The organism is Isoptericola haloaureus (genome assembly GCF_036689775.1).
Classification (GTDB): Bacteria; Actinomycetota; Actinomycetes; order Actinomycetales; family Cellulomonadaceae; genus Isoptericola; species Isoptericola haloaureus.
Map to the genome: position 1 here is coordinate 253,200 of NZ_JBAGLP010000118.1, position 19,730 is coordinate 272,929.

Here is a 19,730-nt window from a genome sequence, read left to right on the forward strand (position 1 = left end):
AGAGGACCATCATGTCCACCCCCTTCCCGCAGGCTCCTGCGCCTGCACCTGCCGCCCCGGCCCGCTCCAACGGCCTCGCCGTCGCCGGCTTCGTCGTCGGACTCGTGTCCCTGGTCCTGTGCCTGGTCCCGATCCTGAACAACGCGGTGTTCCTCACCGCGATCGTCGGACTCGTGCTGGCGATCGTCGGGCTCGTCAAGGCTCGGCGCGGTGCGCCGCGCCGTGGACTGGCGATCGCCGGGATCGTCCTATCCGTGCTCGCCGGCATCGGCGTGCTGGCCTCGCAGGCGTTCTACAGCGCGGTGCTCGACGACGTCTCGGAGTCCTTGGACGACACCCCGACCTCGGACGGCGCCGTGGCGACCGAGGATGATCCGGCCGACGGCTCCGGCGACGTCGCGGAGCCGGCCGCGGAGGACACCGAGGAGGCCGCGGCCGAGGAGCCCGAACTGGAGCCCGCTCCGGAGGAGGGCACCCGCGACAACCCGTTCCGGTTCTCGGACACCGTGGGCAACGAGGAGTGGACCGTCGACCTGGGCAAGCCCGCCGAGGCGTGGGACGACATCCGCGCCGAGAACCAGTTCAACGACCCGCCGGCCGACGGGATGGAGTACTGGATCGTCCCGGTCGAGGCAACCTACACCGGCACCGATACCGGCACGCCGTGGATCGACCTGACGGTCGAGTTCGTCGGCGACGACAACGCCACGTACAGCGACAGCTGCGGCGTTATCCCGGACGACCTCACGGACGTGGACGAGCTCTACGAGGGCGGCACCGGCACGGGCAACGTCTGCGTGACGGTGCCGGCCGGGGCCGAGGGGGCGTGGACGCTGACCGCGGGCTGGTTCGCCGACCCGGTGTTCTTCCGCGCCAAGGACTGACCCTCACAGGCCGGGCGTGCCGGACCGACCCCCGACGGTCCGGCACGCCCTTGATGTACCGCTTGTCACCGAATCGTGATCCGGATTGATGCGATTTCACCCATTGGCGGGGCCGATCCGAAACGTTCCCATGGCAACATTCCCGCGTCCGATCTGTCGGACCACCGCACCACCCCGAGCGAGAGGCTCCCGTGACCGACTTCATCGTGACGGCGTTCGCCGACCCGATCACCAGAACGTTCTGCGCCGCCATCCTCGGCATCGCCGTCATCACGGTGGTCCAGGTGCTGCGCGCCAAGGCGCGAGCCGAGTCACGCATCCGGGGCGTCCGCGAGCTGATCGACACCGACGGCCCCGTTCGCAAGGAGCACCGCTCGGGGATGCGCCGTAAGGCCCTCGAGTCCGGGAGCGACGTCGGTCATCTGTGGCAGGAGTTCGACGAGACCCTCGTCGAGGGCCCCGACGGAAACCTGCTCAACACCCACGACGCCGACTACTACTTCCGGTCGGACTCGATGGCCCCCGAGCTGCTGCACAGCCGCATCCTGCTCACGAGGCCGGCCGTCCTGACGGTCATCGGCGTCCTGGGCACGTTCTTCGGTCTCGTCGTGGGCCTGACGGCGATCGAGATCGACGGGGACGCCGATCAGCTGACGGAGGGCGTGCGCGAGCTCATCGGTGGCGCGAGCGTCGCGTTCGTCACCTCGGTCGCCGGCGTGTTCTTCAGCATCGTCGTCGCCGCGATCGAGAAGTGGGCCAGCCGCAGCATCGACGACGACGTGCGGTCGCTCCAGGCGTTCGTCGACGAGCGATTCGAGAAGCAGACCTCCGAGGCATCGCTGGTCAGCATCATGCGCAGCTCGGCCACGAGCGAGGAGCACCTCGCCACGCTCGGTGAGCAGATCGGCAGGTCGCTCCAGGAGGCCGTCGCTCCGGCGATGGAGAAGATGGCCCAGCAGGCCGCACACCAGTCGGAGGAGGTGTTCGAACGCCTCGTGGGCAAGTTCCACGAGAGCTTCTCGGAGCTCGGTAGCGGTCTCGCCGAGCGCCTCGACGAGAGCACCCGAGGTCTGTCGGACACCATCGGCTACCTGGGCGAGAAGCTCGCCGAGCAGGCCGACGAGCACCACGCTCGCATGACCGAGATCCGCGAGGCGACCCGCCGGCAGGTCGAGCTGCTCGAGGAGCGTCTACCAGCCGTCGTCGACCGCCTGGACGCGGTGACCGACCGACTCGACGACGTGTCCCGCCAGCTCACTCCGGCAGCCGCGCACCTGCAGGCGACCGCCCAGGCCTTCGAGTCGACGAGCGAGCGCTTCAGTGGCGTGCTGGCCGAGAGCGTCGAGAGCCTGGACCGGATCTCCGAGCAGCAGGCCCGAGCCACCCACGACATCACCGTGCTCTCCCAACGCCTCGACGGCCTCACCGAGTCCGCCGTGTCCGCTGCAGGGATGCTCGAGGGCGCATCGAGCACCTTGCGCGAGGGGATCGAGGGCATCGACGAGCAGCAGAAGCAGCTGCTGGGCTCGATGCGCGACCAGCAGAGCTCCTTCCTCGAAGGGATGCGCACCCACCAGGACGAGGTCCTCACCAGGCTCCGGACCGAGGTGGAGGGATTCAGCGACTCGCTGTCGGCATGGTTCACCCAGTACTCCGAGGCTGTCACGAACCACACCCGCGAGCGCATGGACGTCTGGAACGAACAGACCCACGCGTACACGTCGTCGATGCTCGACGCCGCCAAGGCCCTGTCCGCCACCGTCGAGGAGATCGACACCGCACTGCAGCGTCGGGACGATGACGTCACCGGGGCCGCCGCATGAGACGGTCCTCCCGCCGCTGGAGCGCTCGGGACTCAGAGGACTCCTCGCACTGGATCTCGTTCTCCGACCTGATGTCCGCGCTGCTCCTGGTCTTCCTGCTCGCCGTCGTCCTGCTGATCCTGACTCTCACCACCAAGCAGCAGGAGCTGATCGCCCAGGAGGCCGAGGCCGAGCGGGCCGAGGCCGTCTTCGCCAACCAACGTGACCTGCTGGAGACACAGGTGGCGACTCTCAGCGAACGCGAGGAGATCCGGTCCCGGCTGGTCCGGGAGATCGCCGCGGAGCTCCACGAGCGGGGCATCGAGGTGACGATCAGCGAGGACGCCTCGGTGCTGCACATCCCCACGTCGGCTCTCGGCTTTGCCTCCGGCTCCTACGAGATCCGGCCCGCCCACGAGGACGTCGCGCTCACCATCGGCCGTGTCATGTCCGCCACCGTCCGCGAGGACGCACGGTTCGAGGCCCTCGACACCGTGTTCGTCGAGGGCCACACCGACAGCCAGGCGTTCAGTGGGCTCGAGGGCACAGGCAACTGGGGGCTGTCGACGTTCCGCGCGATCTCCCTGTGGCGCCTCTGGGGTGACCGCCTCACGACGACGGAGCGACTCGACAACCTGCTCCGCGAGGACGGCCGGCCCGTTTTCTCCGTCTCGGGGTATGCGGACACCCGTCCGGTCGAGGCCGAGCAGAGCACCGACGTGCAGAAGGCGGCCAACCGGCGCATCGACATCCGCTTCACCGTCAAGGGGCCCACCGCCGAGGAGCTGGCGACCATCGTCGAGGACTCCCTGGACGGCAGTGCCGCTGAGGCCGCAGGAGCCGACTCATGACGCTGGCGCTCCCCGCACCGGAGGTCCGCCGAGAGGCCTGGTCACGCGACCTGACCGAGCAGTGGCACGACGCCGGGGAACGCGCGGCGGAGATCGCACGCCGCGCAGGGACGGGCTACCGCTATCCCCCGCTTCTCGCCGAAGCACAGCGTCTTCTCGAGCATCGTGACACGAGGCGCACTGTCGAACGGATGCGGGACCGGCTGTTCACCCGGGCCGTGTGCGAGTGGTGGGCCACGGACGAGCGGCTGGCGCAGCGTTCCATGACGCCGGCCGTGCTGGAGGCGGTCGGCCAACCGGAACGACGCGCCTCACGACTGGCGACGACCTCGCTGATCACCGCCCTGCTCGGATACTTCGACCGCCTGGACGACTGGGAGGAAGGCCGACTCGAAGCGGTGGGTTCCGCCGTCGATCGTGCCGTCCGTGGCTGCCGGCGACGTGACCATGTCGACGTGGTGGAGATCGTCCGTTCCTCGCCCCACTACGTGACGTCGGCCGACGGACCTCATGCGCTGGCGCGGGACCTCATTCGCGACGGCCGTCGGCTCGAGACGGATCCGGTCGCCTCGGCGCTGTGCCAGGACGACCGGGGGCGGTTCGCCCAGATGGTGCGGAACGAGTACTACCTGGGCCTCATCGAGGCAGCCGACCACACCTCGGCGCATCACGACTTCCTGCACGACGCCACGGATCGCGCCACCGCCCTGCGCCGGGACGACAACGACCACCGCTTCGGCATCGCCGTGCTGCGCGGGCTGTGCGACAAGCCCGACACCGTCGTGCCGAGCGCGGCCTGGGTCGACGCGGTCCTCCGCATCGGCGGGGATCCGCGCCACGAGCAGAGCTCCAGCTGGCACGACTGGTGGTCGCACCTCGAGCCGGCGTTGCGGCAACGCGCCGTGCGGTGGATGTCCGGCGCTGACCTTCGGGCGTTCCTCGATGCCGTCCGCGTCTACGGCGACGAGACCGCGAACACTTCCCTGCAGCGGATGTACCCCCGGCGTCGGCGGTTCCTCATGGGCCTGTACGAGTCCGGCCTGGTCCAGGACACCCGACTGATCCTCGGCAGCAACATCCGCCCGACCGTGAAGCGCGTGACCGACGTCAGCCTCGCCGGCGTCGCGCAGTTCTCCGACCAGGCGCGGGACACGGCGATCGTCCTCGTCGACTGCGGTGAGTTCCACCTGATCGAGGGCTCGCACAACTTCAAGCTCCACGCCTACATCGGCCCCCCGGGCCCTGAGATCACCGACTCCTCCCGGCGGCACTTCACGCGGACGTACCTCAACAGCGTGCTCCCCCAGAAGCACTGCGAGCGCCACCCGAAGCAGTACGAGGCCTACCGCTCGTGGACGCACGACCCCGGGGGCAACTGGACCGGCAACGCTCTCGACTTCCTCCGCGGCCACGGCATCCACCTCGACGCGTCCGCGCTGCTCGACGACCGCAGCCTGGCCAAGCTCGCGCGACGACGAACCACGACCACCTCCGGCCGATCCTGGAGACGCCGATGAAGCTCCGCGACCTGCTCCGCCGCGCCCCGGCCACGCGCCCCGACCCGACTTCGGGCCCGGTGCCCACGTTCGACGTCGAGCACGGCGATGTCACCACCTTCACGACGTCGCCGGAACGGATCGCCGCCCTGTTCGACGGCGAGGCGCACGTCAGCATCACCGAGCAGTTCCTGGTCCTGGACGCGCTCGCCGACGAGGGCAGGGCTCGGGCGACGGACCGGGGCTTCGAGGTGACGGCCGACGACCTCGCCCGTCTCGACCCCGACGAGGCGCGGATCCTCGGACTGCCAGCACGCTTCACCGGTCGGCTCGGCACCGCCATCACCGGGACGACGGCACGACCCGACTTCTCCGTCGACCTCGCCGTGCGGCTGGACAAGTACGACGAGGCCTACCGCCGTGACGGAGTCCTGCTCACGGTCGGCATGCCACCGTACGAGCAGACGTTCCGGCTGAGCCCACCGACGTTGCGGGCACTGCGGGGCGTCGAGCGTCACGCCGCCGTCCCTGTCGGGAGCCGGTCCGAGACCCACAACATCCGGTTGGTCGCCGAGCTGCAGGGTGCGCAGCGCATGGCGGCCGCGGACGACCCGGCGGTGGCGGACCCGGATTTCTCGCTCACCCTGCACCACTTCGACCGCTTCACGACGGTCGAGCCCGGGAAGGTCGGTGTGGCTGTCGCTCCCCAGCCGGACGGTTCTCTGAGGCTGACACCCCATCTCGGGGACGGTCTCCACCCGGACGACCTCGACGCACGATGGCACCAGCTCCCCTCCGACGGCGACGCGGGCGGCGGCGTCCTGCGCGTCGACAAGGACCTCGTGCTCCTCGAGCGTGACCAGCTCGAGGGAGTTCACGAGGTCCAGCGGCAGGGCAGCATCCCCAAGGAGCAGGTCCCCCAGTTCCTCGAGGCCCCGGGGTCGTTCCTCGACCACGAGAAGGTCGACATCGAGCTGACCTTCGCCTGGCTGGTCGCCGGGCTCGGGCGGATCGCACCGGTCTCCTTCGCCCAGGCTGCCCAGCAGGGGCCGCAGTGGATCTCCGAGGACCACGGGACGACCGCACCGGATGTCCTCGTCGACCGTCCTCAGTCGTTGGCCGAGCACGAGGAGATCAGCGAGCAGATCGACGAGGCCTGGGAACGAGGTGCCGACGTCGTCCCGCTCGGTGACGACCTCGTCGACGTCTCGGACCGCGACCGGGTGCGCGAGTGCCAGCAGAAGGCACGACAGCGGCTCGAGGACCTCGGTGTGACGCCAGGGCACGACGAGGAGTCAGACGAACCGGCACCGAGCGCCGACGGGCCGCAGGTCCAGGTCGGGTGGGAGCTCGACGACGCGACCGAGCTGGCCGACCACCTCCGAGCGGCCGCGGAGTCCGCGAGGCTCCACCGTCCGGTCGACCACCGTCCACTGCAGTTCTCGCCCTTCCCGCACCAGGTCGAGGGCATCGAGTGGATGACGCGGCTCATGCAGGCCTCGCTCGACGGCGCCGATCACGACCCCGGCCGCATCCGGGGCGCGCTGCTGGCCGACGACATGGGTCTGGGCAAGACCTTCATGACCCTCGCAGCCCTCGGGGAGACGGTGCGGTCCGAGCAGGAGCACGGTGGGCCCCTTCGCCCGCACCTCGCGGTCATGCCGGTGGCCCTCCTGGAGAACTGGCTCCGCGAGATCGAGTCGGTGTTCGGGTCCCGGACCGGTCCCTTCGACGAGGTCGTCGTCCTCCAGGGCGCCGGTGTCGCGCCCTTCCGCACCGGCAAGGGCAAGGAGTCCGCGGTCGCCGAGGACCAGCTCGACCACCGCGGCATGGTCCGGGACGACGTGCTCGCGGACCTGATGCTGCTACGCGTCGGCGACCAGTTCGGCGACGCCCGGTTGGACCGGCCCGGCACGCTGGTGCTGACCACCTACGACACCGTCTCGCGGTACCAGGTCTCGCTGTCCCAGGCCGACTGGGGCGTCGTCGTCTTCGACGAGGCCCAGAACGTCAAGAACCCTGACATTCTGCGGACGCGCGCGGCCAAGGCGCTGCGCGCCCGGTTCAAGCTCGCGGCGACCGGCACCCCGGTGGAGAACTCGCTGCGCGACTTCTGGAGCATGCTCGACCTGGTCCAACCGGGCCTGCTCGGCACCTGGGCGCAGTTCCGTGACCGGTGGGAAGCGCCGATGAACGAGGCCCCGTCCGAGCGCAAGGCAGAGCTCGGCCGTGCGCTCCGCGACGCCGTCGGCCCCTTCATGCTGCGCCGGGTCAAGGAGGACCATCTCAGCGACCTCCCCACCAAGCACGTGCACGACGGCGGCGAGCACGCCGCCCCGATGCCGGCGGTCCAGCGGCAGGCGTACGACGACGCCGTCGCCCGCTACCGCGCCGGGGCCGGGAAGAAGGGCGCGATGCTCGGGGCGCTGCACGACCTGGGCCAGGTCTGCCTGCACCCTGGACTGGTGCACGACGATCTGCTGGAGACGGCGGCCCCGCTCACGCACTCCGCCCGCACGGCCATGGCCGTCACCCCGATCCTCGACGGGATCCGCGCGGTCGACGAGAAGGCGATCGTGTTCGTGCGGACCAAGGCGATGCAGCGGGCCCTGGCGTCCTGGCTCCGCGAGCGCTACGGCGTTCCCGTCGACGTGGTCAACGGCGACACTCCCGCGACCGGGAGCGACGACTCGCGCGTCAAGCGGATCCGGCGCTTCGAGGCCCGGCCGGGGTTCGGTGTCATCATCATGTCGCCGCTGGCCGTCGGCGTCGGGCTCACCGTCGTCGGGGCCAACCACGCCATCCACCTCGAGCGGCACTGGAACCCCGCCAAGGAGGCGCAGGCGACCGACCGCATCTACCGCATCGGCCAGACCCGGGACGTGCACGTCTACTACCCGATGGCGCTGCATCCCGACGTCGACTCGTTCGACGTCAACCTGGAACGATTGCTCCGGTCGAAGGTGTCGCTCTCCGGAGCCGTGGTCGTGCCCGAGCAGGTCTCCGAAGAGGAGGTCGCCCGCGCGATGGGCCTGAGCTGAGCGTAAGGGCCGTCGGACGGTCACCCACAGGCCGCTCCGCACCCCGCACGACCCCGCACCCTGTGGACGATCCCCGCACGAGCCCCGCGTCTCCGGCAGCGTCGGAGCATGGACACCACGACACCCCCGCAGCCCGTCCGCCCCGGCGACCTGGTCCTGACCGACGACGACCGGCTCGCCCTCGCCACCACCCTCGCCGCTGCGGCGCTGCCTCGATCACGCACGCTGTGCCTGACGTGGATCGACGCCGAGGACCGCGCCTCGGCCGTGGCGGTCCCGGTCCGCGACGTCCCCGAGAAGCCCGACGTCGACGACGCCCGCCGCTTCGGCATGGTGATCGCCTCGGTCACGGAGCAGTCCGCCGCGGGCGGGAGCGTCGTCGCGGTCCTGTGCCGCCCCGGCGACGACACCGTCACCGACGCCGACCGCGCCTGGAACGCGGCCCTGCGCGAGCAGGCGGCCACGCACGGATTCCGTCTGCACGGCCTCTTCGTCGGCTCGGCGTCGGCGGTGCGTCCGCTCGCGATGGACGACGCCGGGTGGTTAGCCTGACCGACCATGGCACCTCCACGGAAGTCCGATCCAGCCGGCGAGGTCTTCGGCGACGTGGTGGCCGACCACGTCCGTCGCGTCGAGCAGCGCATCCCGCGGGCCCTCGCCGACGAGGACGACGCCGTGCACCGGCTGCGGACCGCCGTGCGTCGGCTGCGCACCGTCCTCGCGGTCTACCGGCCGGCGTTCGAGCGCGACCAGGTGAAGGACCTGCGCCGACGTCTCGCCGAGCTGGGCGACGTCCTCGGAGAGGCCCGCGACCTCGAGGTGCGGCGGGCGGACGTCGAGTCGGTCGGCGGCGCCGCGAGCGTCCCGCGCCAGGCCCGGGAACGGATCGTCGAGGACCTCGACCGTCAGCACGCAGCCGCCCACGCCCGGTTCGTGGAGTACGCCGGCAGCCCGACCATGGCGGTGACGACGGCGGAGCTGATCCGCTGGGTGCAGGAGCCCCCGCTCGGCAAGGCCGCCGACCGGAAGGCCGCCACGGTGGCACGCAAGCGCCTGCGCAAGGCGGTCCGCCGGGCCGAGCGGGCAGCGGCCGAGCTGGATCCGGCGGCACTGGCCGAGGCCACGGTCGAAGACGTCGACACGTCCGAGAACCTCGAGGACCTGCTGGCCCGCGCTCACGAGGTGCGCAAGGCCGGCCGACGCGTCTCCCAGGCGACCCGCGCGGTGACGCGCAGCCCCACCCGGGTGCTGGGCTCGTCGGCCAAGGACCTCGGCGCCGCCGGCAAGACGATCCAGTCGACGCTCGGGGACCATCGCGACGCGATGCTGCTCGCGGCCCTCGCGCGCGAGCACGGCGACCGGGCGGAGGCCGCCGGGGAGGACCGCGGGCCGTACGACCGGCTCGCCAGAGCGGCCGTCCGGCGGGCGCGATCAGCCCTCGAGGCCGTCCCGGAGGCCCTCGAGCGCCTGCTGTCCACGACGCCGTAACGACCGGGGCACCAGACGTCGGCAGACGTCGGCAGACGTCGGCATTTTCCGCCCGAAACCGGATCTTCCAGGCTCGAGCTCGACCGATCCTGGCCAAAGCTCTGGACTTCCGGGGCCGGTCACCATACTTTTTTCCGTGACGGGCGCCACATACCGGCCTGTCCGGAGGTCCTGCCCGGATCCCCGCCGCACCCGACACCGACCCATCGAGGAGCCGCCGAGAGCGCACCGGCCCCGCCGGCCCGTGCGCACCGCACCGGAAGGGAGCAGGACCGTGGCCGACGTGCTGGTCCTCAACGCCGGCTACGAGCCGCTGCACCGCGTGTCCGTCAAGCACGCCATCACGATGCTGGTGCGCGAGGTCGCGGTGGTCGAGGAGTCGGTCGACGGGATGTCCTTCGGCCCCTACCCGCTCCCCCGTGTCCTGCGGCTCGTGCGCTACGTCGCGATGCGGTGGCTGTACCGCGGCGGCCGACCCACCGTCACCAAGGACGGCGTGAAGCGGCGCGACGGCGCGTGCGCCTACTGCGGCGGGCCGGCCCAGACGGTCGACCACGTGGTGCCCCGGTCCCGCGGCGGCGACAGCTCGTGGCTGAACCTCGTCGCGGCCTGCCGCGCCTGCAACCACCGCAAGGCGAACCGGACACCGCTCGAGGCCGGGATGCCCCTGCGGCTCACACCGCGCATCCCGACCCCCGAGCACGGGATGGTCCGGCGACGCCCGCGCGCACGGCCGCTCGCCGCCTGACCGGTCGGCCCACCGGCCGACCGGTCAGGCCGACCGGCCCGGCCGACCCGCGCCCGCGGCGCGAGCCGACCGGTGGGGCTCAGATCCCGTGCGTCGGCTCCCAGCGACCGTCGTTCTCGGGCGCCGACGCCGGATCGGCGGCCGAGCCCGCGGTCAGCGCGTCGTCGGCCACCGTCGACATGGCACCGGTGACCGGCTGCGGGACGGCAGGACCGTCGGCGTCGAGCATCCGGGAGGCGACCACGGTGCTGCCGAAGTTGGCGTGACAGTCCGTGCAGTACCACTCGGGCGTCGGCACCGGGACCTCGAACCCGCCGTAGACGACGTCCGGCTCGGCACTGACGACGTCGTCGGAGAAGGTCATGCCCCACACGATGCGCTTGGTCTTGCCGCGCACGCCGCAGCCGGGGCACTGCGGGCGCAGCCGGTTGCGCTGCGCGATCACCGAGTGCTCGTGCATCAGCTCGTGGCAGTGCGCGCACAGCAGGTGAACGTCGCGGATGACCTGCTCCAGCGTACGGCCGCCGGCCGTCGTCGTGCCCAGGCGCACGGCACCGTCGTCGTGCGCCTGCATCTCGCGCACGTCGACGAACTGCTCGCAGGTGGCGCAGCGCTCCTCGCGGCGCAGCGCCCACCCGGTCACGGCACGGTGGCCGATGATGCGCAGCGCGTGCACGTCCGGGGCGGCGTCCCCGGCCCCGCAGTCGCCCGGGTCGATGGTGTGCACCGGACCGTCGTGGAACTGGTTCGCGACGCCGTCGAGCACGGCGCGCGCGTGCTCGGCGGGCAGCCAGCCGGAGGAGCCGATGTAGGAGTCGGCGCCGTCGAACAGGTCCGCCCACACGATGGGCCGGTCGGGGCCGAAGAGCTCGTCGGTGACCCACGAGTCGCCGTCGGAGGACCCCATGAGCTCCACCGCCGCCACGACACCGGCGTCGCCCAGCACGGTCACGACGACGTCGCCGCGCTTGGGGCCGTCGGGCCCGCCGGGCAGGTGGTGCTCACGAGAACGCGTCGCGATGGCGACGGACTCGCGCAGCCAGTCGGTGGACCAGTTGAGGTACACGGACGGCACGAGCCACGCCGGGAGCGACGACACGGACGGGAGGGCCTCTGGTTCGGTGCTCACGGCATGCAACATAGCGGGTCGACGGCGCCGCGCGACACCCCGACCGCGGCTCTGCTCACTCCCGCCCGTACAGGCGCCGCAGCTCGACCTTGGCCTGCTCGAGCACCTCGCGCCGCTCCGGCGGCAGGGTGCGGCCCGCCCGGTTGAGGTAGAACGTCAGCATCGACATCGCCGAGGCGTACGGCGAGGTCTTGCGCCGGTCACTGGCCTCGGCCGACCGGCGCAGCGACTCGGCGATCTGCGCCGGGTCGTCGAGCGTGAAGACGTCCTGCTCGAGGTCGAGCGCGTCGGAGTGCTCGGTGACGTCCTGCGACCATCGTCCGCCGTGGCCGCCGTCGTGCGCGGGTGCCATCCCTCGACGCTACCCCCGGGCGGGGCCCAGCGTCGCGAGCTCGGCGTCGGTGAGCAGCCGCGAGCGGATGAGGAACCGCACCCCCTCCGGCGCCTCCACGCTGAACCCGGCACCGCGGCCGGGCACGACGTCGATCGTCAGGTGGGTGTGGCTCCAGTACTCGAACTGCGCGCGGCTCATCCAGACCGGCACGACGAACGCCTCGCCGTCGTCGGACAGCGAGAGGTCGCCCAGGTGGACGTCCGCGTCCGAGGTGAGGAAGTCGCCGGCCGGGTAGCACATGGGGCTGGAGCCGTCGCAGCAGCCGCCGGACTGGTGGAACATCAGGTCGCCGTGACGACGCCGCAGCCGAGCCAGGAGCTCGGCCGCGGCGTCGGTGACGGCGACGCGGGCGGGTCGGTCGGACCCGTCGTCGTCGATCATCACGCCCCCTGCGGTCTAGAAGAACCCGTCCCGGACGCCGGAGTAGCTGACGAGCAGGTTCTTCGTCTGCTGGTAGTGGTCGAGCATCATCTTGTGGTTCTCGCGCCCGACGCCGGACCCCTTGTACCCGCCGAACGCCGCCGCCGCCGGGTAGGCGTGGTAGCAGTTGGTCCAGATCCGGCCGGCCTCGATGTCCCGCCCGGCCCGGTACGCCGTCGTGCCGTTGCGGGTCCACACCCCGGCGCCGAGCCCGTAGAGGGTGTCGTTGGCGGTCTTGATCGCGTCGTCGTAGTCGGCGAAGTCGGTCACCGAGACCACGGGCCCGAAGATCTCCTCCTGGAAGATGCGCATCGAGTTCTTGCCCTCGAACACCGTCGGCTGCACGTAGTAGCCGCCGGACAGGTCCCCGCCGAGGTCGGCGCGTGCGCCGCCCGTGAGGACCTTGGCGCCCTCGGCCTGGCCGATGTCGATGTAGGACAGGATCTTCTCGAGCTGGTCGTTGCTGGCCTGCGCCCCGACCATCGTCTCGGTGTCCAGGGGGTTGCCCTGGATCGCCGCCTCGGTGCGCTTGAGGGCGTCGCCGACGAACTGGTCGTAGATGTCGGACTGGATGAGCGCCCGCGACGGGCACGTGCAGACCTCGCCCTGGTTGAAGGCGAACATCGTGAAGCCCTCGAGGGCCTTGTCGTAGAAGTCGTCCTGCGCGGCCGCGACGTCGGAGAAGAAGACGTTCGGGCTCTTGCCGCCGAGCTCGAGGGTCACCGGGATGATGTTGGCCGAGGCGTACTGCATGATCAGCCGGCCCGTCGTCGTCTCGCCGGTGAAGGCGATCTTGCGGATCCGCGACGACGACGCGAGCGGCTTGCCGGCCTCGGCCCCGAACCCGTTGACCACGTTGACGACGCCCGGCGGCAGCAGGTCGCCGATGATGTCCATCAGGTACAGGATCGACGCCGGGGTCTGCTCGGCCGGCTTGAGCACGACGGCGTTGCCCGCCGCGAGCGCCGGGGCCAGCTTCCAGGTGGCCATGAGGATCGGGAAGTTCCACGGGATGATCTGCCCGACGACGCCGAGCGGCTCGTGGAAGTGGTAGGCGATGGTGTCGCCGTCGATCTCGGAGATCGAGCCCTCCTGGGCGCGGATCGCGCCGGCGAAGTACCGGAAGTGGTCGACGGCCAGGGGGACGTCGGCGCCGAGCGTCTCGCGCACGGCCTTGCCGTTCTCCCAGCTCTCGGCGACGGCGATCTTCTCGAGGTTGGCCTCGATGCGGTCGGCGATGGCGTTGAGGACGTTGGCGCGCTCGGTGACGGACGTACGGCCCCAGGCGGGGGCGGCGCCGTGCGCGGCGTCCAGCGCGCGCTCGATGTCCTCGGCGTTGCCGCGGGCGACCTCGCAGAAGGTCTGGCCGGTGACGGGGGTGGGGTTCTCGAAGTACTCCCCGCTCGCCGGGGGGACGTACTCGCCGCCGATCCAGTGGTCGTACCGGCTGCGGAACTCCACGATCGACCCGGTCCGTCCCGGTGGGGTGTAGACGGTCATGGTGTGCTGCCTCCTCGCAGTGCGACGACGCCTCGTCGCGTCGTGGGCACGACGTTAGGCAGGCAGCGTTGCAGCGGCGTTGCAGCCCTGCGGGCGGTCGGCGGTCAGGCGTGCTCGGCGCAGCGCCGGTTCAGCGCAGCGCGGCGTCGACGACGGCGAGGTGGGCCCGGGCGCGGGCCCACCGGGGTCCGCCGGGTTCCGAGCGGGCCACGAGCGCGCGCCAGGCCTCGACGTCGTCGGCGCCGTCGTCGGTCCGTGTCCAGGCGTCCAGCACGGCGGGATCGGCGGTGCCGAGCACGGCGGAGCGGAGCTCGGCGGACAGCTCGGCCCGGACCCGTTCGACACCGGGGGCGAAGGACCGCGGCAGCAGCGGTCCGGTGTAGGCGACCACGGCGGCGGCGACGTCCCCGGCGGCCAGGCGCTCGCGCACGACGTCGACGTCGCGGCGCACGCCGGGGGCGAGCTGGTAGGGCCGCGACCCCGTCACGAGGCTCCCGGCGGCGCGGCGCAGGCGGGAGATCTCGGCGCGGACCGTCACCTCGGACAGCTCGCCGGGGTGCAGCAGCACGGCGAGCTCCTCGGCGGTCAGGCCCCGGGGGTGCTCGCCGAGCAGGGCCAGGATCTCGGCGTGCCGGCCGGAGAGCCGGTGCTCGCCGTCGGCCGCCTGCCACGCGGGGCTGCCGAGCAGCCGGACGGTGGGGCGGACGCCGCCGGCCGCCGCGCGGGCGGCGCCGTCGCGGGCGGCGAGCTCGCGCTCGAGGCTGGCCACGGTGGCGCGCACGAGGGAGAGGGCCACGTGCGAGCCGGCGGCACGCCCCCCGGTGACGTCGAGGACGCCGAGGACGCGCCCGCCGGGGCCCTGGATCGGCGCGGCGGCGCAGTTGAGGCGCTGGACCGGGCGGGAGAAGTGCTCGGCGCCGAGCACCTGGACCGGCCGCCGGGTGGCCAGCGCCGTGCCGGGGGCGTTGGTGCCCACGTCCTCCTCGCGCCAGACGGCCCCGGCGACGAACCCCACGCTCTCCGCGGTCCCCCGCGTGCGGGTGTCGCCCTCGACCCACAGCAGGCGTCCGGTGTCGTCCGAGACGGCCACGACGAGCCCGTCGTCGCGGGCGGCCTCGCCGACGAGGTCGCGCACGGCGGGCATGAGGGCGGCCAGCGGGTGGGCGGCACGGTAGGCCTCGAGCTCGTCGGGCGCGAGCCCGAGCGTGACGCGCGGGGTGTCGGGGTCGACGCCGCAGGACCGGCTGCGCCGCCACGACGCGGCGACCAACGGGTCCAGCCCGGCCGGGAGCGCGCCGGTGTCGAGGAACGTGTCGTAGGCGCTGCGCACGGACCGTCGGTCGCGGCGGACCGGGACGGCGGGCGAGAGCGCGCGGGCGAGGTCGCCGTGCGGTGTGGCGGGCCGATGCCCCATGGAGCCTCCGACGTCGTTGTCCGGTGGTGCAGACAGTGTAGATCGGCGGGAGGCGGCCGAGGCGGGCCGCGCCGCACGTCGTCTCACATGCTGGTCCCACATGGTGGAACTGCAGTGTCCGGGCTGGTCGTCCGCGGCCTAGGGTGAGGCCCGGACCATCCCGGACCAGGAGGAATCATGCCCGCACCGCTCGACCCCACCCCGCGGCTCCAGGAGTACGCCCACCCGGAGCGCCTCGTCACCACCGAGTGGCTCGCCGAGCACCGCGACGACCCGGGCCTCGTGGTCGTCGAGTCCGACGAGGACGTGCTCCTGTACGAGACCGGCCACATCCCCGGCGCCGTGAAGGTCGACTGGCACACCGACCTGCTGCTGCCCGTCGAGCGCGACTACCTCGACGGCCCCGGCTTCGCCGAGCTCCTCGGCTCCAAGGGCATCGCCCGTGACACGACCATCGTGCTCTACGGCGACAAGAACAACTGGTGGGCCGCGTACACCGCCTGGGTCTTCACCCTCTTCGGCCACACCGACGTCCGGCTCCTCGACGGCGGCCGCAACCTGTGGGTGGCCGAGGGCCGCGAGCTCACCACCGACGCCCCGACCCCGACGCCGGCCGAGTACCCGGCCGTCGAGCGCGACGACGTCACCTTCCGCGCCTTCAAGGAGGACGTGCTCGCCCACCTGGGCCACGGCCCGCTCGTGGACATCCGCTCGCCGCAGGAGTTCACCGGCGAGCGGCTGCACATCCCCGACTACCCGGAGGAGGGCGTGCTGCGCGGCGGGCACATCCCCACCGCGCACAACGTGCCGTGGGCCACCGCCGTGTCCGAGGACGGCACCTACAAGCCCCGTGCCGAGCTCGAGGCGATCTACCAGGCGGGCGGCCTCGGCATCACCGACGCGGACAAGGTCATCACCTACTGCCGGATCGGCGAGCGGTCCAGCCACACGTGGTTCGCCCTGCACTTCCTGCTCGGCATCCCGGACGTGCGCAACTACGACGGCTCCTGGACCGAGTGGGGCAACGCGGTGCGCGTGCCGATCGTCGCGGGCGAGGAGTCCGGCGAGGCTCCCGCGGCCTGACCTCATCCCCCGGAGACCCGCACTCCCCCGGCGCTCCCCCGGCGAGGTAGGCACCATCCCGCCGAGGCAGGCAAGCCCGGGCCGAGGTAGGCAACTTCTCGGCGAGGTAGGCCGCTCGCCTACCTCGCCGAGAAGTTGCCTACCTCGCCGAGAAGTTGCCTACCTCGCGGGACCGTTGCCTACCTCGCGGGACAGTTGCCTACCTCGCGGACGCACGCTACGAGAGACTGGACCCATGACCGACGACGCCGCGCAGCCCACGCCCGAGCTCCCCGAGCAGCTCGCCGAGATCCGCGAGGACTTCCTCGCCCTGACCGAGTCCGAACGGCTGCAGCTCCTGCTCGAGTTCTCCCGCGAGCTGCCGGACCTGCCCGCCCGGTACGCCGACTCGCCCGCCCTGCTGGAGAAGGTCGAGGAGTGCCAGTCCCCCGTGCACGCCTTCGCCGAGGTCAGCGACGGCGTCGTGCACTTCCACGCCACCGCGCCCCCGGAGGCCCCCACGACGCGCGGGTTCGCCTCGATCCTCGCCCAGGGGCTGTCCGGGCTCACGCCCCGGCAGGTCCTGGACGTCCCCGAGGACTTCCCCCTGCAGCTCGGTCTGACCCGGGCTGTCTCCGCGCTGCGGCTCAACGGGATGACGGGCATGCTCACCCGCGCCAAGCGCCAGATCGTCGAGCAGCTCGCCGCCGCCTGACCCCGCGTCCGAGCCGGCACCTCACGCACCCGCCCGCCCCGGCGCCCCGCGACCGGCCCGCCGGGGACCGGCCCCGTACCCTGAACCCCGTGAGCCTCGTCAGCGTCCTGCTCCTGCTCGCCGGGTTCGTGCTGCTCGTCGGCGGCGGCGAGGCCCTCGTGCGCGGGGCGGCGTCACTGGCCCGCACCCTGGGCATGTCCGCCCTGGTCGTCGGCCTGACCGTCGTCTCCTTCGCGACCTCCAGCCCCGAGCTGGCCGTCAGCGCCGGGTCCGCCCTGACCGGCTCGCCCGGGCTCGCCGTCGGCAACGTCGTCGGCAGCAACATCGCCAACATCCTGCTCGTGCTCGGAGTCGCGGCGATCGTCGTCCCGCTGGCGGTCACGCACCGCCTGGTGCGCACGGACATCCCCGTGATGGTCGGGATGTCCGTCCTCGCGCTCCTGCTGTCCCTCGACGGGACGATCAGCACCACCGACGGCGTCCTCCTGCTCGGCCTGCTCGCCGCCTACCTGGCCGTGACCACGATCGTCGCCCGCCGCGCGCAGACCGACCTGCCGCGCGAGGCCGCCGACGACGACTCCCTGGCACGGTTCCGCACCAGCCGGGCCCGGTCGGTGGGGATCGACGTGGCGCTCGTGGCCGTCGGGGTGGCGCTGCTGGTCGTCGGCGCCCGCTTCCTCGTGGACGGGGCCACGCAGATCGCCTCCGCGTTCGGCGTGAGCGACCTGGTGATCGGCCTCACCGTCGTCGCGATCGGCACCTCCCTGCCCGAGCTCGCCACCAGCGTCATCGCCGTGCGCCGCGGCGAGCAGGAGATGGCCGTGGGCAACATCGTCGGCAGCAACATCTTCAACATCGGCGCGGTCCTCGGCCTGACCGCCGTCGTCGCGCCGGGCGGCATCGACGTCGCCCCGGCCGCCGTGAACCTCGACCTGCCGGTGATGATCGCCGTCGCCCTGGTCCTGCTCCCCGTCGCGTTCACCGGGCAGGCGATCGTGCGCTGGGAGGGCGTGCTGTTCGTCGTCCTCTACCTGACCTACCTCGCCTACGTGCTGCTCGCCGCCACCGACCACGACGCCCAGGGCCCCTTCGGCGGCGCGATGTTCGGCTTCGTGCTCCCGGTCACCGCCGTGTGGCTCGTGGCGCTCGCGGCCTACGAGCTCGGACTGCGCCGCGGCCGCCGTCAGGTGTGACACAGTGGGCACATGACGGTGCTCGTGGCCTATCGCGCCTGCCCGCACGGCGAGGCAGCTGTCCGGACCGCGCTGGAGGAGTCGCGTCGACGCGACCTGCCTCTCCAGGTGCTCGTGCTCGACGAGCAGGATCCCGACGCCGGCCCCTCGGACGCGCTCGCCGCCGTCCTCGGCGACGCCGCCGTGGAGATCGCCTACCGGGACGAGCACACCGAGCCCGCGGACGCGATCCTGGACCGCGCGGACGACGTCGGGGCGAGCCTCGTCGTCGTGGGCTCGCGCAAGCGCTCCAGCCAGGGCACCTTCCTCATGGGCACGACGACGCAGCGCGTGCTGCTCGACGCCTCCGTGCCGGTCCTCGTGGTCAAGGACGCCTACGACGCCTGAGCGGGTCCGTCAGCGCACGACCAGCCGCCGCTCGTCGTCGCGCCACGCCTCGACGGGGACGACGGGCACCTGGTCCACGCCGCCGGCCTCGTCCAACCAGCGCTGCAGGTTCGGCGCGTGCTCCGCGTACCCGTCGCGCTCCACGTAGCGCACGACGGGCCCGGCGACGCACACCCCGTCGCCCCACACCTCGCCGTCCCGGCGGGCGAGCACGCGCAGGCCGTGGCGGAAGACCTCCCGGCCGCCCATGCTCCCGCTGCCCGGCAGCAGGCGCTTGGCCCGGTTGATCAGCCGGAACAGCAGCCGGGGCCGCACGTCCAGGACGAGCTCCTCCTGGTGCGTGCACTGCGACGACCAGAGCGCGTCGTCGACGACGACGCCGACCGTGCGCAGCTCGTCCACCATCCACTCCAGCGCGGCGTCGGACAGCCCGCACCGCGGTCCACCGCCTCCCACGTCGCCGTGGCCGCCGACGAACCAGACCTGCTGCACGCGGCCCTCCGGGCTGTCGGCCGGGACCTCCCACAGGCACGGCGCGTACGACAGCCGGCGCTCGTCGACGGCGAGGGCCTGCCGCGCCACCTCGACGTCGTCGCCGAGCCGGACGTCGTGGAACCGGTAGCGGCGTCGTGTCAGCCCGGGCACGCCCAGGGTGCCGACGGTGTCGAAGACGCCCAGGAACCGCACCGGCGTCCCGGCGTCGCCGCCGTGCGAGTGCTCGCGCCGGAAGGCGGCGCGCTCCTCCTCGCGGGCGAGGCGCGCGGCGTCGTCGTCGGCCGGCTCGCGGTACAGACGCACGGCGTCGTGCAGCGCACCGGCCGCGAGCGCCTCGCGGGTCAGGAGGCCGACGGCCCCGACCATCCCGACCACGCTGCGCGCCGTGTAGGCGCCGCGGGAGTAGCCGAGGACGACGATCTCGTCGCCGGGCGCGTAGTTCATCGCCAGGAACCGGTAGCCCTCGACGACGTTCTGGGTCAGTCCGGAGCCGAACGCACCCCCGAGCAGCTTGTCGAGCAAGTACCCCTGCGAGCCCACCCCGCCGACGTACTCGACGATCTGCACGACGCCGTCACCGACCGGCCCGCGCTCCAGGACGCGGGCGATCTTCTCGACGTTGGACACGTACTGGTTCGCCGCGTGGTTCCAGGTCCCGTCGCAGCACAGGATCAGGCGCTTCATCGTCACCACTCCCCTCGCCTACCCAGA

At 72.2% G+C, this 19,730-nt stretch carries 18 protein-coding genes; 12 read left to right on the plus strand and 6 right to left on the minus strand.

What is annotated here, in order from left to right; genetic code table 11:
* Positions 1–11: 11 nt before the first annotated feature.
* From V5O49_RS11350 to V5O49_RS11385, 8 genes are all read left to right on the plus strand, one after another.
* Positions 12–884, plus strand: coding sequence for a DUF4190 domain-containing protein (locus V5O49_RS11350; protein WP_332902333.1), 873 nt, complete (start codon positions 12–14; stop codon positions 882–884).
* Positions 885–1,075: 191 nt separating this feature from the next.
* Positions 1,076–2,707: an anti-phage ZorAB system protein ZorA gene (zorA, locus tag V5O49_RS11355; protein WP_332902334.1), complete on the plus strand. Its 1,632-nt coding sequence runs from the start codon at positions 1,076–1,078 to the stop codon at positions 2,705–2,707.
* Positions 2,704–3,537: an OmpA/MotB family protein gene (locus V5O49_RS11360; protein WP_332902335.1), complete on the plus strand. Its 834-nt coding sequence runs from the start codon at positions 2,704–2,706 to the stop codon at positions 3,535–3,537. The genes zorA and V5O49_RS11360 overlap by 4 nt, the downstream gene beginning before the upstream one ends.
* The gene (locus V5O49_RS11365) at positions 3,534–5,054 is read left to right on the plus strand and encodes an EH signature domain-containing protein (RefSeq protein WP_332902336.1); all 1,521 of its coding nucleotides are present in this window, start codon (positions 3,534–3,536) and stop codon (positions 5,052–5,054) included. The genes V5O49_RS11360 and V5O49_RS11365 overlap by 4 nt, the downstream gene beginning before the upstream one ends.
* Positions 5,051–8,074, plus strand: a complete 3,024-nt coding sequence (locus V5O49_RS11370; protein WP_332902337.1) for a DEAD/DEAH box helicase — start codon at positions 5,051–5,053, stop codon at positions 8,072–8,074. Before V5O49_RS11365 ends, V5O49_RS11370 begins: the two co-directional genes overlap by 4 nt.
* 108 nt (positions 8,075–8,182) lie before the next feature.
* Positions 8,183–8,626: a hypothetical protein gene (locus V5O49_RS11375; RefSeq protein ID WP_332902338.1), complete on the plus strand. Its 444-nt coding sequence runs from the start codon at positions 8,183–8,185 to the stop codon at positions 8,624–8,626.
* A gap of 6 nt (positions 8,627–8,632) precedes the next feature.
* Positions 8,633–9,562, plus strand: a complete 930-nt coding sequence (locus V5O49_RS11380; protein WP_332902339.1) for a CHAD domain-containing protein — start codon at positions 8,633–8,635, stop codon at positions 9,560–9,562.
* Between the two features lie 274 nt (positions 9,563–9,836).
* Positions 9,837–10,310 (plus strand): HNH endonuclease, encoded by a 474-nt coding sequence (locus tag V5O49_RS11385; RefSeq protein ID WP_278236728.1) that lies wholly within the window; start codon positions 9,837–9,839, stop codon positions 10,308–10,310.
* 79 nt (positions 10,311–10,389) lie between these two features.
* Here the strand turns inward: V5O49_RS11385 and V5O49_RS11390 are convergent, their stop codons facing one another.
* The 5 genes from V5O49_RS11390 to V5O49_RS11410 all read right to left on the minus strand — a co-directional run bounded on the left by V5O49_RS11390 (position 10,390) and on the right by V5O49_RS11410 (position 15,167).
* Positions 10,390–11,439, minus strand: a complete 1,050-nt coding sequence (locus V5O49_RS11390) for a hypothetical protein (protein WP_332902340.1) — start codon at positions 11,437–11,439, stop codon at positions 10,390–10,392.
* Between the two features lie 55 nt (positions 11,440–11,494).
* Positions 11,495–11,791 (minus strand): DUF3175 domain-containing protein, encoded by a 297-nt coding sequence (locus tag V5O49_RS11395; protein ID WP_332902341.1) that lies wholly within the window; start codon positions 11,789–11,791, stop codon positions 11,495–11,497.
* Positions 11,792–11,800: 9 nt separating this feature from the next.
* Positions 11,801–12,214, minus strand: a complete 414-nt coding sequence (locus V5O49_RS11400; protein ID WP_332902342.1) for a DUF779 domain-containing protein — start codon at positions 12,212–12,214, stop codon at positions 11,801–11,803.
* Positions 12,215–12,229: 15 nt separating this feature from the next.
* Positions 12,230–13,753 carry an acetaldehyde dehydrogenase ExaC gene (exaC, locus tag V5O49_RS11405; protein WP_332902343.1) on the minus strand — a complete coding sequence of 508 codons (1,524 nt, stop codon included), beginning with the start codon at positions 13,751–13,753 and terminating at the stop codon, positions 12,230–12,232.
* A 130-nt stretch (positions 13,754–13,883) separates the two neighbouring features.
* On the minus strand, positions 13,884–15,167 hold the full coding sequence (locus V5O49_RS11410; RefSeq protein ID WP_332902344.1) for a helix-turn-helix domain-containing protein: 1,284 nt from the start codon (positions 15,165–15,167) through the stop codon (positions 13,884–13,886).
* 177 nt (positions 15,168–15,344) lie between these two features.
* Here V5O49_RS11410 and V5O49_RS11415 point away from each other — a divergent pair, with 177 nt between their 5' ends.
* The 4 genes from V5O49_RS11415 to V5O49_RS11430 all read left to right on the plus strand — a co-directional run bounded on the left by V5O49_RS11415 (position 15,345) and on the right by V5O49_RS11430 (position 18,524).
* Positions 15,345–16,250 (plus strand): sulfurtransferase, encoded by a 906-nt coding sequence (locus tag V5O49_RS11415; RefSeq protein ID WP_332902345.1) that lies wholly within the window; start codon positions 15,345–15,347, stop codon positions 16,248–16,250.
* Positions 16,251–16,485: 235 nt separating this feature from the next.
* Positions 16,486–16,944, plus strand: a complete 459-nt coding sequence (locus tag V5O49_RS11420; protein WP_278236721.1) for a SufE family protein — start codon at positions 16,486–16,488, stop codon at positions 16,942–16,944.
* Between the two features lie 89 nt (positions 16,945–17,033).
* The gene (locus tag V5O49_RS11425) at positions 17,034–18,137 is read left to right on the plus strand and encodes a calcium/sodium antiporter (protein ID WP_332902346.1); all 1,104 of its coding nucleotides are present in this window, start codon (positions 17,034–17,036) and stop codon (positions 18,135–18,137) included.
* Positions 18,138–18,149: 12 nt separating this feature from the next.
* A complete protein-coding gene (locus V5O49_RS11430; protein WP_332902347.1) occupies positions 18,150–18,524 on the plus strand; it encodes a universal stress protein in 375 nt (124 codons plus the stop codon).
* A gap of 9 nt (positions 18,525–18,533) precedes the next feature.
* Here the strand turns inward: V5O49_RS11430 and V5O49_RS11435 are convergent, their stop codons facing one another.
* Positions 18,534–19,703 (minus strand): DUF2235 domain-containing protein, encoded by a 1,170-nt coding sequence (locus V5O49_RS11435; protein ID WP_332902348.1) that lies wholly within the window; start codon positions 19,701–19,703, stop codon positions 18,534–18,536.
* Positions 19,704–19,730 lie beyond the last annotated feature (27 nt).